General features: G+C 56.3%; 15 protein-coding genes, 2 tRNA genes and 1 other RNA gene. 9 read left to right on the top strand and 9 right to left on the bottom strand.

What is annotated here, in order from left to right; all coding sequences use genetic code 11:
* Positions 1–2: 2 nt before the first annotated feature.
* The 3 genes from modB to IM271_RS05620 all read right to left on the bottom strand — a co-directional run bounded on the left by modB (position 3) and on the right by IM271_RS05620 (position 1,793).
* Positions 3–692 (bottom strand): molybdate ABC transporter permease subunit, encoded by a 690-nt coding sequence (modB, locus tag IM271_RS05610; RefSeq protein ID WP_041910749.1) that lies wholly within the window; start codon positions 690–692, stop codon positions 3–5.
* Entirely contained in the window at positions 692–1,465 is a 774-nt protein-coding gene (gene modA / locus IM271_RS05615; protein WP_193052295.1) for a molybdate ABC transporter substrate-binding protein, read from the bottom strand. The genes modB and modA overlap by 1 nt, the downstream gene beginning before the upstream one ends.
* A 178-nt stretch (positions 1,466–1,643) precedes the next feature.
* Positions 1,644–1,793 (bottom strand): AcrZ family multidrug efflux pump-associated protein, encoded by a 150-nt coding sequence (locus IM271_RS05620; protein WP_041910751.1) that lies wholly within the window; start codon positions 1,791–1,793, stop codon positions 1,644–1,646.
* Between the two features lie 127 nt (positions 1,794–1,920).
* On the opposite strand from IM271_RS05620, the gene modE reads away from it, so the two are divergent.
* The 7 genes from modE (at position 1,921) to gpmA (ending at position 9,666) form a co-directional block, all read left to right on the top strand.
* A complete protein-coding gene (gene modE, locus IM271_RS05625) occupies positions 1,921–2,709 on the top strand; it encodes a molybdenum-dependent transcriptional regulator (protein WP_047367754.1) in 789 nt (262 codons plus the stop codon).
* Positions 2,710–2,776: 67 nt separating this feature from the next.
* A complete protein-coding gene (gene modF / locus IM271_RS05630; RefSeq protein WP_028012399.1) occupies positions 2,777–4,249 on the top strand; it encodes a molybdate ABC transporter ATP-binding protein ModF in 1,473 nt (490 codons plus the stop codon).
* Positions 4,250–4,449: 200 nt separating this feature from the next.
* Positions 4,450–5,466 (top strand): UDP-glucose 4-epimerase GalE, encoded by a 1,017-nt coding sequence (gene galE, locus IM271_RS05635; protein ID WP_193052296.1) that lies wholly within the window; start codon positions 4,450–4,452, stop codon positions 5,464–5,466.
* Between the two features lie 9 nt (positions 5,467–5,475).
* Positions 5,476–6,522 (top strand): galactose-1-phosphate uridylyltransferase, encoded by a 1,047-nt coding sequence (galT, locus tag IM271_RS05640; protein WP_041910755.1) that lies wholly within the window; start codon positions 5,476–5,478, stop codon positions 6,520–6,522.
* Between the two features lie 2 nt (positions 6,523–6,524).
* Complete coding sequence (galK, locus tag IM271_RS05645) at positions 6,525–7,673, top strand: galactokinase (RefSeq protein WP_193052297.1); 1,149 nt, start codon at positions 6,525–6,527, stop codon at positions 7,671–7,673.
* The gene (gene galM / locus IM271_RS05650) at positions 7,667–8,707 is read left to right on the top strand and encodes a galactose-1-epimerase (RefSeq protein ID WP_059357964.1); all 1,041 of its coding nucleotides are present in this window, start codon (positions 7,667–7,669) and stop codon (positions 8,705–8,707) included. Before galK ends, galM begins: the two co-directional genes overlap by 7 nt.
* Positions 8,708–8,913: 206 nt before the next feature.
* Positions 8,914–9,666: a 2,3-diphosphoglycerate-dependent phosphoglycerate mutase gene (gene gpmA, locus IM271_RS05655; protein WP_008501111.1), complete on the top strand. Its 753-nt coding sequence runs from the start codon at positions 8,914–8,916 to the stop codon at positions 9,664–9,666.
* A 61-nt stretch (positions 9,667–9,727) separates the two neighbouring features.
* Here the strand turns inward: gpmA and aroG are convergent, their stop codons facing one another.
* A complete protein-coding gene (aroG, locus tag IM271_RS05660) occupies positions 9,728–10,780 on the bottom strand; it encodes a 3-deoxy-7-phosphoheptulonate synthase AroG (protein ID WP_028012394.1) in 1,053 nt (350 codons plus the stop codon).
* A gap of 303 nt (positions 10,781–11,083) precedes the next feature.
* Here aroG and IM271_RS05665 point away from each other — a divergent pair, with 303 nt between their 5' ends.
* Together IM271_RS05665 and zitB are read left to right on the top strand one after the other, a co-directional pair.
* Positions 11,084–11,464 carry a protein YbgS gene (locus tag IM271_RS05665; RefSeq protein WP_045259933.1) on the top strand — a complete coding sequence of 127 codons (381 nt, stop codon included), beginning with the start codon at positions 11,084–11,086 and terminating at the stop codon, positions 11,462–11,464.
* A gap of 105 nt (positions 11,465–11,569) precedes the next feature.
* Complete coding sequence (zitB, locus tag IM271_RS05670; protein WP_193052298.1) at positions 11,570–12,505, top strand: CDF family zinc transporter ZitB; 936 nt, start codon at positions 11,570–11,572, stop codon at positions 12,503–12,505.
* On the opposite strand, the gene pnuC is transcribed toward zitB, so the two are convergent.
* The 5 genes from pnuC to IM271_RS05695 all read right to left on the bottom strand — a co-directional run bounded on the left by pnuC (position 12,502) and on the right by IM271_RS05695 (position 14,789).
* A complete protein-coding gene (pnuC, locus tag IM271_RS05675; RefSeq protein ID WP_028012391.1) occupies positions 12,502–13,221 on the bottom strand; it encodes a nicotinamide riboside transporter PnuC in 720 nt (239 codons plus the stop codon). The genes zitB and pnuC overlap by 4 nt on opposite strands.
* A gap of 23 nt (positions 13,222–13,244) precedes the next feature.
* Positions 13,245–14,288 carry a quinolinate synthase NadA gene (nadA, locus tag IM271_RS05680; RefSeq protein ID WP_193052299.1) on the bottom strand — a complete coding sequence of 348 codons (1,044 nt, stop codon included), beginning with the start codon at positions 14,286–14,288 and terminating at the stop codon, positions 13,245–13,247.
* Positions 14,289–14,479: 191 nt separating this feature from the next.
* Positions 14,480–14,608, bottom strand: a non-coding RNA gene (locus tag IM271_RS05685) — RtT sRNA.
* Positions 14,609–14,634: 26 nt separating this feature from the next.
* A tRNA-Lys gene (locus tag IM271_RS05690) sits at positions 14,635–14,710 on the bottom strand.
* Between the two features lie 3 nt (positions 14,711–14,713).
* Positions 14,714–14,789, bottom strand: a tRNA-Val gene (locus IM271_RS05695).

Here is a 14,789-nt window from a genome sequence, read left to right on the forward strand (position 1 = left end):
CGTTATTTCCCCATCCGTTCGCGGCTTAGCCGTGCCAGCCATTCAGAAACCAGCAGCGAAACCAGGGCTAATACGATAGAGATGATGCACAGCCGCGCTGCGGCACTCTCTCCCCCTGGCGTCTGAATCAGGGTATACATGGCCGATGGGATGGTCCGCGTCTCGCCGGGAATGTTCGACACAAAGGTGATGGTCGCACCAAACTCGCCCAGCGAGCGGGCGAACGCCAGCACCGTCCCGACAATGATGCCCGGCAGCGTAAGCGGAAGCGTGATGGTAAAAAAGACGCGCCAGCGCCCGGCACCGAGCGTGCGGGCCGCCTGTTCGAGCTTCATATCCACGCCTTCCAGCGCGAGGCGGATCGCTCTGACCATCAGCGGGAATGACATCACCGCCGCCGCCAGTACCGCACCGCGCCAGCTAAAGGCAAAGGTGATTCCGAACCAGTCATAGAGCTTTTCGCCGATAAAACCGCGTCGCCCCATCGAAATCAGCAGCAGATAACCGACCACCACGGGCGGTAAAACCAGGGGAAGATGAAGGACGCTGTCGAGCAGCGCTTTGCCGGGGAACCGACAGCGAACCAGTAGCCAGGCAAAAAAGATCCCAAAGGGCAAACTCAGCGCAACCGCCAGGGAAGAGACTTTAAGGCTCAGCAGAACAGCCTGCCATTCAGGATCGGTCAGTATCATCAGTAAGTCGTAAATCCATAACGTTTAAAGATTGCGGACGCCTCCGGCCCCTTCAGATAATCGCGGAAGGCCGTTACGGTCGCATTTTTATGTCCATCAACAATCGCCACAGGATATTCCACTTTCTTGTGGGAGTCTTCCGGGAAGGTGCCAACCACTTTTACGCCCTTGCTGGCAACGGCATCGGAACCATACACAATGCCCAGCGGAGCTTCGTTACGCTCCACCAGCGCCAGCGCGCCGCGCACATCTTCCGCCGGGGCCAGTTTTGGTGACAAGGTCTCCCACGCGCCCAGCTTTTGCAGCGCTTCTTTGGCGTAAATTCCGGCCGGAACGTGTTCCGGGTCACCCACCGCCAGACGGCCACCGTTCAGCAGGCGGGTCCAGTTTGTCTCTTTATTGATGGTGATTTCACCCTGCGCGCTGGCCTTCGGTGCAACCACAACCAGGCTATTGCCCAGCAGCGTTTCGCGGGTCGCCGCATCAATCGATTTCTTCTCAACCGCGTAGTCCATCCACTTTTGGTCAGCAGAGATAAACAGATCTGCCGGAGCGCCCGCTTCTATCTGCCGTGCCAGCGTAGAGGAAGAGGCAAAAGAGGAGACTACCTCGACGTTTTTCTCTTTTTTATACGCCGCCGCAATATCCTGCAGCGCGTTGGTCAACGACGCCGCCGCAAAGACCGTGATTTTACCTTCGTCCGCCAGCGCGTGTCCGGTAAGTGAAAGCGTCAGCGTTGCCCCTGCGAAAAGGCGTACCCATGAACGTGCCATCTGTAACTCCTGTGAGTATCGTTATATACATATTAATATAACGGTATCGTCAGGGAGATCCCAGCGGTAATTCGTACCGCTCAAGGGGTAACACGGTGTGTTACGTTAAATAATATCGGCGAAAGTAAGAAAAGCTTGAGAGCAAAACGCCCGGGCAAGCCGGGCGTTTTGTGGGAAATTAATGCTGCTTTTTCGCACGGTCTCTGTGACCGATATTCGAAAAGATGTTGAACACTTCACCCAGGCCGTAGATGGCACCGAGGATGATGGCCATCACTACTGGTACCATGATCACGGCGAATACCAGACTTTTTAACAACTCTAACATGGTTTTCTCCAGATTTTGTGAATGGGCTATTCTACCCTGAAAAGTAAGAAAAACATCCCCTTTTGTGCGGTGCCCTTTGCGCCCTGCACCATTTGGGTCACAATATTCTTTTTGCCAGGACACTGTTATGCAGGCCGAAATTCTTCTTACTCTCCGACTTCAGCAAAAGCTTTTCGCCGATCCCCGACGTATTGCCCTGCTTAAACAGATAGAACAAACCGGCTCAATTAGCCAGGGCGCTAAGAACGCTGGGATTAGCTATAAAAGCGCCTGGGATGCCATCAATGACATGAACACCCTGAGCGAGCATCCGCTGGTGGACAGAGCCACAGGGGGCAAAGGCGGTGGAGGTGCTGTTGTCACACGCTACGGCCTGCGCCTGATTCAGCTCTACGATCTCCTGGGCCAGATTCAGCAAAAAGCGTTCGATGTATTGAGTGACGACGACAACGTTCCGCTGGACAGCTTGCTGGCCGCCATTTCCCGTTTCTCGTTGCAGACCAGCGCCCGCAACCAGTGGTTTGGTACGGTGACAGCGCGCGATAATCTCCAGGTACAGCAGCATGTTGAGATCCTGCTTGCCGATGGTGTCACCCGTCTGAAAGCGGCGATAACGGCCCAGAGCGCAGAGCGCCTTGACCTGGATGAAGGTAAAGAGGTGCTGGTGTTGCTGAAAGCACCTTGGGTCAATATCACACGCGACCCGGACAAGGCAAAGGCGGCTGATAACCAGCTGCGGGGCACCATCAGCCATATCGAACGCGGCAAGGAGCAGTGCGAAGTGCTGATGCCCCTGGCAGACGGACAGGCGCTTTGCGCCACGGTCCCGCTCAGCGAGGCGAACGATTTAGAAGAAGGTGCTGTCGTCACCGCATATTTCAACGCGGACCGGGTGATTATCGCCACATTGTGCTGAGCGCATTGACAATCGTGACGACAGTGCGTATCCCTGATATCTATTGCTGCAAAAAATGGGATACATCATGTCATCATTGCATATTTCGCAAGGTACGTTTCGTCTTAGCGATACCCGAACGCTGACGATTGCCGATCTGACAATACGCGCGGGTGAAAGCTGGGCGTTTGTCGGCACTAACGGCAGCGGTAAATCCGCGCTGGCCCGCGCGCTGGCCGGAGAGCTTACCCTTCTCAAAGGCGAATGCCGGAGCGATTTCACGCGCCTGACGCGCCTGTCCTTTGAACAGCTGCAGAAGCTGGTCAGCGACGAGTGGCAGCGCAACAATACCGATTTACTCAGTCCTGGCGAAGAAGATACCGGCCGCACGGCGGCGGAAATTATTCAGGATGAGGTGAAAGATCCCGCCCGCTGTCAGCATCTGGCGGAACAGTTTGGCATTTCCGCGCTGCTGAACCGGCGCTTTAAGTACCTCTCTACCGGCGAGACGCGGAAAACGCTGCTGTGCCAGGCGTTAATGAGCCAGCCGGAGCTGCTGATTCTGGATGAGCCCTTTGACGGGCTGGATGTCCACTCCCGCGCCCAGCTGGCTGCCCTGCTGGACTCTCTGAATCAGGAAGGCTATACGATCGTACTGGTGCTGAACCGCTTTGATGAAATTCCTGACTTCGTGCAGAACGCGGGCGTGCTGGCAGACTGTAGCCTGATCGAAACCGGAGAAAAGTCCGCGCTGCTCCGACAGGCGCTGATTGCCCAGCTTGCGCACAGCGAAAAGCTGGCGGGCATTGCGCTGCCGGATCCCGACGCGCCGGCAGCACGCCACGGTCTCGATCCCCGTCAGCCGCTTATCGTCCTGCGCGATGGCGTAGTCTCCTATGACGAACGACCGATCCTGAATCACCTCAGCTGGACGGTTAATCCTGGCGAACACTGGCAGATCGTCGGTCCCAACGGCGCGGGGAAATCCACGCTGCTGAGCCTGATAACCGGCGATCACCCGCAGGGCTACAGCAACGATCTGACGCTGTTTGGCCGCCGTCGCGGCAGCGGCGAAACCATCTGGGATATCAAAAAGCACATTGGCTACGTTAGCAGCAGCCTGCATCTGGATTACCGGGTCAGTACCACGGTACGCAACGTGATCCTTTCCGGCTATTTTGATTCCATCGGCATTTATCAGGCAGTGTCAGATAAACAGCACAAGCTGGCCCAGCAGTGGCTGGATATTCTGGGGATGGATAACCGGGTGGCTGACGCACCGTTTCATAGCCTGTCGTGGGGGCAGCAGCGCCTGGCACTGATCGTTCGCGCGCTGGTAAAACACCCTACGCTCCTGATCCTCGACGAGCCGCTGCAGGGGCTGGATCCGCTTAACCGACAGCTGGTCCGCCGCTTTGTGGACGTGCTGATTAGCGAAGGTGAAACGCAGCTGCTGTTCGTTTCACACCATGCCGAAGATGCCCCCTCCTGCATCACCCACCGCCTCGAGTTTGTCGCGGACGGCGAGGGTTATCGCTACCTTCTCAGCAACGTAGATTAACCGCGGAGGGCACCGCCCTCCTCTTTTCAGATAACTTGCATCAATACATCGCTATCTCTTTGATCTAGAATGCTCTACGTCATCGAAAAAGCGAGTATGAAAACGAGTGTAAACGATTCCACTATTTTATCCCATGTCACACTTTTTGCGTCTCTGTTATGCTATGGTTATTACATACCATAAGCCCAATGGAGCGAATTATGCGAGTTCTGGTAACAGGTGGTAGCGGTTACATCGGAAGTCATACCTGTGTGCAGCTGCTGCAAAATGGTCACGATGTGATCATCCTCGACAACCTGTGCAATAGTAAGCGCAGCGTGCTGCCGGTGATTGAACGTCTTGGCGGTAAACAGCCGACTTTCGTGGAAGGCGACATCCGCAACGAAGCGCTGATGACCGAAATCCTTCACGACCACGCCATCGAAGCGGTGATCCACTTCGCGGGGCTGAAAGCGGTCGGTGAATCCGTTGCGAAACCGCTTGAGTATTATGACAACAACGTCAACGGTACCCTGCGTCTGATCTCCGCAATGCGCGCGGCAAACGTCAAAAACTTTATCTTTAGCTCCTCCGCCACCGTCTATGGCGATCAGCCAAAAATTCCTTACGTTGAAAGCTTCCCGACCGGTACGCCGCAAAGCCCATACGGCAAAAGCAAGCTGATGGTAGAGCAGATCCTGACCGACCTGCAAAAAGCCCAGCCGGAGTGGAGCATCGCATTGCTGCGCTACTTCAACCCGGTCGGCGCCCATTCGTCTGGCGATATGGGTGAAGATCCGCAGGGCATTCCGAACAACCTGATGCCGTACATCGCCCAGGTGGCGGTAGGCCGTCGCGAGTCGCTGGCCATTTTTGGCAATGACTACCCTACCGAAGACGGCACCGGCGTGCGTGACTATATCCACGTGATGGATTTAGCAGACGGCCACGTTGCAGCCATGCAGCAGCTGGCTGACAAACCGGGCGTGCATATTTATAACCTCGGTGCCGGGGTCGGCAGCAGCGTGCTGGACGTGGTTAACGCCTTCAGCAAAGCCTGCGGTAAGCCGGTGAACTACCACTTCGCTCCGCGTCGTGATGGGGACCTGCCTGCTTACTGGGCCGATGCCACCAAAGCCGATAAAGAACTTAACTGGCGTGTCACCCGCACGCTTGATGAAATGGCACAGGATACCTGGCACTGGCAGTCACGCCACCCGCAGGGTTATCCGGACTAAGGATCCGTCATGACTTCGTTTAATCCCGTCGATCATCCGCATCGTCGTTTTAACCCGCTAAGCGGGCAATGGATTTTGGTCTCTCCGCATCGCGCCAAGCGTCCCTGGCAGGGGGCGCAGGAGACGCCTGCAAAACAGACCCTGCCGCAGCACGATCCGGATTGCTTCCTCTGTCCGGGCAACACGCGCGTGACCGGGGATAAAAACCCGGACTACAAAGGCACCTTCGTGTTTACCAACGATTTTGCCGCCCTGATGACCGATACCCCGGATGCCCCCGCGAGCCACGACCCGCTGATGCGCTGCGAAAGCGCGCGCGGTACCAGCCGCGTGATCTGCTTCTCGCCCGATCACAGCAAAACGCTGCCGGAGCTGAGCGTGGACGCGCTGAAAGAGGTGGTCAGCACCTGGCAGGCGCAAACCGCTGAGCTGGGGCAGAGCTATCCGTGGGTGCAGGTGTTCGAAAACAAAGGCGCGGCGATGGGCTGCTCTAACCCGCATCCGCACGGCCAGATCTGGGCGAACAGCTTCCTGCCCAACGAAGCCGAGCGTGAAGACCGTCTGCAGAAGGACTATTTCGTAGAAAACGGCTCACCCATGCTGGTGGACTACACCCAGCGCGAGCTGGCCGACGGCAGCCGTACCGTAGTGGAAACCGAACACTGGCTGGCGGTCGTGCCTTACTGGGCCGCCTGGCCGTTTGAGACGCTGCTGCTGCCGAAAGCGCACGTTCAGCGCATTACCGATCTCAGCGACGCGCAGCGCGACGACCTGGCGCTGGCGCTGAAAAAGCTGACCAGCCGTTACGACAACCTGTTCCAGTGCTCCTTCCCGTACTCCATGGGCTGGCACGGCGCGCCGTTTAACGGCGAAGATAATCAGCACTGGCAGCTGCACGCCCATTTCTATCCGCCGCTGCTGCGCTCTGCAACGGTGCGTAAATTTATGGTGGGCTATGAAATGCTGGCGGAAACCCAGCGTGACCTGACGGCGGAACAGGCGGCAGAGCGTCTGCGTGCCGTCAGCGACGTCCACTATCGCGAATCAGGAGTCTAAAAATGAGTCTGAAAGATAAAACACAATCCCTGTTTGCTGAGAAATTTGGCTACCCTGCCACCCACGTAATTCAGGCGCCTGGTCGCGTCAACCTGATCGGCGAGCACACCGACTACAACGACGGCTTCGTGCTGCCGTGCGCCATCGATTACCAGACGGTTATCAGCTGTGCGAAGCGCGACGACCGTAAAGTCCGCGTCATTGCGGCGGATTACGGTAATGAGACGGACGAGTTTTCCCTTGATGCCCCGATTGTGACGCACGACAGCCAGCAGTGGTCTAACTACGTGCGCGGCGTAGTGAAGCATCTGCAGAAGCGCAACAAGAATTTCGGCGGTGCCGATTTAGTCATCAGCGGCAACGTGCCGCAGGGTGCGGGCTTAAGCTCGTCGGCCTCGCTCGAAGTGGCCGTGGGAACCGTCTTCCAGCAACTGTATCATCTGCCGCTGGACGGGGCGCAAATTGCCCTGAACGGTCAGGAAGCGGAAAACCAGTTCGTGGGCTGCAACTGCGGCATTATGGACCAGCTGATCTCCGCGCTGGGCAAAAAAGAGCATGCGCTGCTGATCGACTGCCGCTCGCTTGGTACCAAAGCCGTTCCCCTGCCAAAAGGCGCGGCCGTCGTGATTATCAACAGTAACTTTAAACGCACGCTGGTGGGCAGCGAGTACAACACCCGCCGCGAACAGTGCGAAACCGGCGCGCGCTTCTTCCAGCAGCCTGCCCTGCGCGACGTGACGCTCGATGAATTTAACAAAGTGGCGCACGAGCTGGATCCTGTCGTCGCCAGACGCGTGCGTCACGTGCTGACCGAAAACGCCCGTACCGTTGAAGCCGCCTCCGCGCTGGCGAAAGGCGACCTGAAGCGCATGGGTGAGCTGATGGCGGAATCTCACGCCTCCATGCGCGATGATTTTGAAATCACCGTACCGCAGATCGACACCCTGGTGGACATCGTCAAAGCGGTTATTGACGATAAAGGCGGCGTGCGCATGACGGGCGGCGGCTTTGGCGGCTGCATCGTCGCGCTGGTGCCGGAAGAGCTGGTCCCTGCCGTCCAGGACGCCGTGGCGAAGCAGTACGAAGCGCAAACGGGCATCAAAGAAACGTTCTATGTATGTAAAGCATCACAAGGAGCCGGACAGTGCTAAACGAAACACCTACCCTCGCACCGGATGGTCTGCCGTATCGCCTGTTAACCCTGCGCAACAGCGCGGGGATGGTGGTTACGCTGATGGACTGGGGTGCGACCCTGCTTTCTGCCCGCGTACCGATGCCGGACGGCAGCGTGCGCGAAACCCTGCTGGGCTGCGCCTCACCCGAGCAGTACGTTAATCAGTCTGCCTATCTGGGCGCGTCCGTCGGGCGCTATGCCAACCGCATCGCGAAAAGCCGTTTTGAGCTCGACGGCGTGCAGTACCCGCTGCTGCCAAGCCAGGGCGAGAACCAGCTTCACGGCGGTCCGGACGGGTTTGATAAACGCCGCTGGAAAATTGTTCGTCAAAACGACGGCGAAGTGCTGTTCTCGCTGGATTCGCTTGATGGCGATCAGGGCTTCCCGGGGAACCTTACCGCGTCCGCGCGCTTTACGCTGACGGACGACAACCGTATCGCTATTGAATACCGTGCGACGGTCGACAAGCCGTGTCCGGTTAACCTGACTAACCATGCCTACTTCAATCTCGACGGCAACCAGTGCGACGTGCGTAACCACAAGCTGCAGATCCTGGCGGACGCGTATCTGCCGGTTGACGAGATGGGCATTCCGTATCAGGGCCTGAAAGACGTGAGCGGGACCAGCTTTGACTTCCGCAGCGCGAAAGTTATCGCCCAGGATTTCCTGAGCGATGACGATCAGCGCAAGGTGAAAGGCTACGATCACGCGTTCCTGCTGCACGCCAAAGGTGATGTGAAGCAGCCTGCCGCACAGGTCTGGTCCAGCGATGAGAAACTGCAGATGACGGTGTATACCACCGCCCCAGCCCTGCAATTCTACTCGGGCAACTACCTCGGCGGCACGACGGCGCGCGAACACAATGAGTACAGCGACTGGCAAGGACTTGCGCTTGAGAGCGAGTTCCTGCCGGACAGCCCCAATCATCCTGAATGGCCGCAGCCGGACTGCGTGCTGCGCCCCGGTGAAGAGTACATTAGCGTGACGGAATACCATTTTATTCCGAAATGATTTCCAGCCCTCCCATCGGAGGGCTTTTTTCTGCGCGTCTTGCTGAAAATAGCGCCGATCGCTGACAAAATCCTAACCCTGGATTCACAAGCATCTTACACTCAGAGACTATTTTCGCTATGGTTAGGGTTAAGCGTTGCTGCTGGCACGGCCACAGCAATATAATGAGAATTGTTATCATTCTAAAAATGCTTGAGGAGTAAGAGATGGCTATTACTAAGCTGGTCCTGGTGCGTCACGGCGAAAGCCAGTGGAACAACGAAAACCGCTTTACCGGTTGGTACGACGTTGATCTGTCCGAGAAAGGCGTAAGCGAAGCAAAAGCAGCAGGTAAACTGCTGAAGGAAGAAGGCTTCAGCTTTGATTTTGCTTACACCTCTGTGCTGAAACGTGCCATCCACACCCTGTGGAACGTGCTGGACGAACTGGATCAGGCCTGGCTGCCGGTTGAGAAATCCTGGAAACTGAACGAGCGTCACTACGGTGCGCTGCAGGGTCTGAACAAAGCGGAAACCGCTGAGAAATACGGCGACGAGCAGGTTAAACAGTGGCGTCGCGGCTTCGCGGTCACCCCACCAGAGCTGACCAAAGATGACGAGCGCTATCCGGGCCACGACCCGCGCTACGCGAAACTGACCGATGCTGAGCTGCCAACTACCGAGAGCCTGGCGCTGACCATCGACCGCGTTGTGCCTTACTGGAACGAAACCATTCTGCCACGCCTGAAAAGCGGTGAGCGCGTGATCATCGCTGCTCACGGTAACTCTCTGCGCGCGCTGGTGAAATACCTGGACAACATGGGCGAAGACGAGATCCTCGAACTGAACATCCCAACTGGCGTACCGCTGGTATATGAGTTCGACGAAAACTTTAAGCCAATCAAACATTACTACCTGGGTAACGCGGACGAGATCGCAGCGAAAGCAGCGGCTGTCGCGAACCAGGGTAAAGCGAAGTAATTTTCGCCGGACATAAAAAAAGCGCGGACCCTTCCGCGCTTTTTTATTTGTGCGTGAGGACTCAGCCGCGGCGCGCTTTTACCGCATTCGCCAGCTGACGCAGGATGGCATCGGTATCGTCCCAGCCAATGCAGGCATCGGTGACGCTTTTGCCATACACCAGCGGCTCGCTGCCTTCCAGGTTCTGGTTACCTTCAACCAGATGGCTTTCGATCATCACCCCAATTACCGCCTTCTCACCGTTAGCGATCTGCTGACAGACGTCCGCCCCCACTTCCATCTGCTTTTTGAACTGCTTGCTGGAGTTGGCGTGGCTGAAGTCGATCATCACCTGCGGTGGCAGCCCGGCTTTTTCCAGCCCGGCCTTCACCTCTGCCACGTGTTTTGCACTGTAGTTTGGCTCTTTACCGCCACGCAGAATGATGTGGCAATCACCGTTACCGCTGGTGTTGACGATGGCGGAGTGACCCCATTTGGTCACGGACAGGAAGCAGTGCGGCGCACCCGCGGCGTTGATGGCATCGATAGCCACTTTGATGGTGCCATCAGTACCGTTTTTGAAGCCCACCGGACATGAGAGACCGGAAGCCAGCTCGCGGTGAACCTGAGATTCAGTGGTACGGGCACCAATGGCGCCCCAGCTCATCAGGTCTGCCAGGTATTGTGGCGTAATCATATCCAGGAACTCGCCGGCAGCAGGCAGGCCGCTGTCGTTGATCTCCAGCAACAGCTTGCGCGCAATGCGCAGGCCGTCGTTGATCTGGAAGCTGTTATCCATGTGCGGATCGTTAATCAGCCCTTTCCAGCCCACGGTCGTGCGTGGTTTTTCAAAATAGACGCGCATGACGATTTCCAGCTCATCCTTTAACTCTTCACGCAGGGTGAGCAGACGCGCCGCATACTCTTTCGCAGCGGCAGGATCGTGAATGGAGCACGGGCCAATCACCACCAGAAGACGATCGTCATTACCTTTCAGGATCTTGTGGATCGCTTTACGAGCATGAGAAACCGTATTTGCGGCATTTTCAGTGGCGGGGAATTTCTCAAGGAGTGCTACAGGAGGTAATAACTCATTGATCTCTTTGATGCGTAAATCGTCGTTCTGATAATTCATCTTCTTTCCAGCTCTGCCATATCTTTAGTAATGAAAGCAATCCTTTCAATCTATCTTGTCGACCAGGAAGTGTAAACACGGTTTTACACTTCACGCAGATAATTCCTGGAATTTGCCTAAAAATCGCCACAAAATAGCGAAAAATGAGATCTAACCTAAGCTTTTTAACTGTAACAACCATTTTTAAACGCTTAAACGCGATTCCCTACTGACGTAAGTCCGTAAGGCGGAATCTTTCGCCTCTAAAAAGATGCACTGTTGGAGAATGTTATCCAGCGTAACGACAAGAACAGGAGCACCATCATGAAAATGACAAAACTGACTACCCTCTTCCTGACTGCCACACTCACCCTTGCCAGCGGCAGCGTCCTGGCCGCAGAAACGGGGGCTTCAGACAGCAACGGTGATGCCAATGCGGCAGCAGCGGCAGGCCAGGTTGCGCCTGATGCGAAACAGAATATCGCCCCGAATAATGTCGATAACAGCCAAATCAATACCGGCAATACCAATACCGGCGGCACTATGCTGCATCCGAACGGTAGTGCTTCCGACACCATGAATCATGACAACATGAGCTCGGATGAGGTTCATAAGAACTCGATGTGCAAGGACGGCAAATGTCCCGATCCGAACGACAAAGTGGGTAACGACGCCAATACCAAAACTGATGGCACAACCCAGTAATTCTTGATGCTTCAAATGCGAAAGGAGAGCCCAGGCTCTCCTTTCTTTTTGGAGTAACCTGTTAAAAACGCTACACTAAAATAATAACGAATCAGGAAAGCAGACATGGCGCACACCCACTCACACCCATCTTCTCCCGGCAACGACAATGCAAAACGACTTATGCTGGCCTTTGGCGTTACGGCCACGTTTATGGTTATCGAGGTCATTGGCGGCCTGGTTTCCGGCTCTCTGGCGCTTCTGGCTGATGCAGGACACATGCTGACCGATGCCGCCGCGCTGCTCTTCGCCCTGCTGGCCGTGCAGTTCGCGCGTCGTCCACCCAATGCGCGCCACACCTTCGGCTGGCTGAGGCTGACCACCCTTGCCGCGTTTGTTAACGCCATCGCGCTGGTGGTTATTACTGTTCTTATCGTCTGGGAGGCCGTACAGCGTTTCAGGCACCCGCAGCCCATCGCCGGGACGACAATGATGGTGATTGCCGTGGCGGGGCTGCTGGCAAATATTCTGGCGTTCTGGATTTTGCATCGCGGCAGCGGGGAAAAGAACCTCAACGTTCGCGCTGCGGCTCTGCATGTGCTGGGGGATTTGCTCGGCTCAGTCGGGGCGATTGTCGCCGCGCTGGTGATCCTCTATACCGGCTGGACGCCTGTCGACCCCATTCTCTCCGTGCTGGTATCGTGTCTGGTCTTGCGCAGCGCCTGGCGGCTGCTGAAGGAGAGCGTCAATGAACTGCTGGAAGGGGCGCCGGCATCAGTGGACATTGACGAGCTGAAACGAAACCTGCGCCGTACTGTCCCGGAAGTGCGTAACGTTCATCACGTGCACGTCTGGCTGGTAGGCGAGAAGCCGGTCATGACGCTGCACGTCCAGGTCATCCCGCCCCACGACCACGACGCGCTGCTTGAACGTATCCAGCACTTTCTTGAACATCACTATGAGATAGGTCACGCCACCATCCAGATGGAGTATCAGCCCTGTAGCGGGCCGGACTGCCACCTTAACGAGGAGCAGCCCGACCATTCACATCATCACCACTAGCTCGAAAGCGCGTGTGAGCCACGCTCACGCGCGCTCTTGATCCACATCCGGCTGCCGTTCAGGGCAATGAAGGTCAGCAGCAGATACTCCAGCGACATGGCATAGACGCCCTGAAGGGCAAAAATCACCACGCTGATGACGTTGATGATGACCCACAGCAGCCAGTTCTCAACGTATTTACGGGTCATCAGGACCATCGCCGCGATCGACAGCACCATCATGCATGAATCCCAGAACGGGAAGGCATCCGGCTGAAGCTCCGGCATCGTCACGTTGAGGCCAATCGCGGACATAACCGAAACGGCAACGCGGGTCAGGAACGCAAACACCGGGTTGATGTAGACGGTCATCAAACCAATGGCGACGACGCAGGCGACAAACCAGGCGATGGCTTTCGGTAAGGGCAGCCAGCGGATCTGTAGCTCCGCCTCCTGCTGGCTGTTCTGCCGGGACCAGGCGTACCAGCCGTAAATATTGGCAGCGAAGAAAAACAGCTGTAAAAGCAGGCTGGCGTACAGCTGGATCTGGAAGAAGATAATCGCAAACAGCGTGACGTTAATCAGCCCGAACGCGTAGTTGCTGATCTTCTCCAGGCTTGCCAGCCAGATACACAGCAACCCCGCCAGCGTGCCTACGGCTTCAATCCATGACAGGTCATAGCCACCTGCACCAATCGGTATATGAACCAGAATGTTTTGCGTGCTAAAAAAATCCATCTTTTCCCCAGGGCGTTTTTGAATTAAGTACGTAGTGTAGCCGCAAAATCCAGCATGCGGTTAAGCGGAATTAACGCACCTTCACGCAGAGCGGCGTCCACATGAATTTCATGCGCTGCACCACCTGTCTCGAGCCCTTCGGCAATGGCCTTCAGGCCGTTCATCGCCATCCACGGGCAATGCGCGCAGCTGCGGCACGTCGCGCCCTCACCTGCCGTTGGTGCTTCCAGCAGCTCTTTCTCCGGTACGGCCTGCTGCATCTTATAGAAGATACCGCGATCGGTCGCGACGATGAGCTGCTTGTGCGGCAGCATCCTGGCCGCGTTGATAAGCTGGCTGGTTGAGCCAACCGCATCGGCCATATCGACAATCGACTGCGGTGATTCAGGGTGCACAAGAATGGCCGCGTCAGGATAAAGCGCCTTCATACGGGACAGCGCCTGGGTCTTGAATTCGTCGTGCACAATGCAGGCGCCCTGCCAGCAGAGAACGTCAGCGCCGGTCTGCTTCTGAACGTAATTGCCAAGATGGCGGTCCGGGGCCCAGATAATTTTCTCACCCAGGCTGTCCAGATGCTCAATCAGCTCAACGGCGATGCTCGACGTAACCACCCAGTCTGCGCGCGCTTTTACCGCCGCAGAGGTGTTGGCGTAAACGACCACGGTCCGGTCAGGATGGGCGTCGCAGAAGGCGTTGAATTCGTCAATCGGGCAGCCGAGATCGAGCGAACACTCCGCATTGAGCGTCGGCATCAGAATGGTTTTTTCCGGGCTGAGGATCTTTGCCGTTTCGCCCATAAAGCGCACGCCTGCAACCAGCAGCGTGGAAGCGGGATGTTTTGCACCGAAGCGGGCCATCTCCAGTGAATCAGAAATACAGCCCCCGGTCTCTTCCGCCAGCTGCTGGATTTCCGGATCGGTGTAGTAATGGGCAACCATCACCGCATCGCGCTCTTTGAGAAGCCGTTTGATCTTCTCGCGGTAGAATTGTTTTTCATCCTGGCTTAATGGCACAGGCTTTGGCGGAAACGGATAGATTGCGGCTTCAGGATCGAACATCACGCTCATTATGGCTTCTCGTTTTACTGGCTTAACAATATTGCCTTTCTTTTGCCTGACAAAGCAAAACGCAGGGCAATTGTGTTTTATATACTAAACAAGATAGCGAATCTGGAGTGAAAAGTCACCGGGAATAGATGGGAGGAGCATTTGTTGTACGGCAGATAGCAAAAAGGCGCCTTTAGGGCGCCTTTCTACACTGGTGGGTCGTGCAGGATGACTCGCTTCGCTCGCCCTTCGGGCCGTCGCCGTAAACGGCTCCGGTGCCTCACTACGTTCGGCTCGAACCTGCTGCAGGTTCGAATCATCCAGATCGCAGATAGCAAAAAAGCGCCTTTAGGGCGCTTTTTTACATTGGTGGGTCGTGCAGGATTCGAACCTGCGACCAATTGATTAAAAGTCAACTGCTCTACCAACTGAGCTAACGACCCGAGTGGTGGGTGATGACGGGCTCGAACCGCCGACCCCCTCCGTGTAAAGGAGATGCTCTACCAACTGAGCTAATCACCC

This window comes from Enterobacter cloacae complex sp. I3, from assembly GCF_014896175.1.
In the GTDB taxonomy this organism is placed as follows: Bacteria; Pseudomonadota; Gammaproteobacteria; order Enterobacterales; family Enterobacteriaceae; genus Enterobacter; species Enterobacter bugandensis.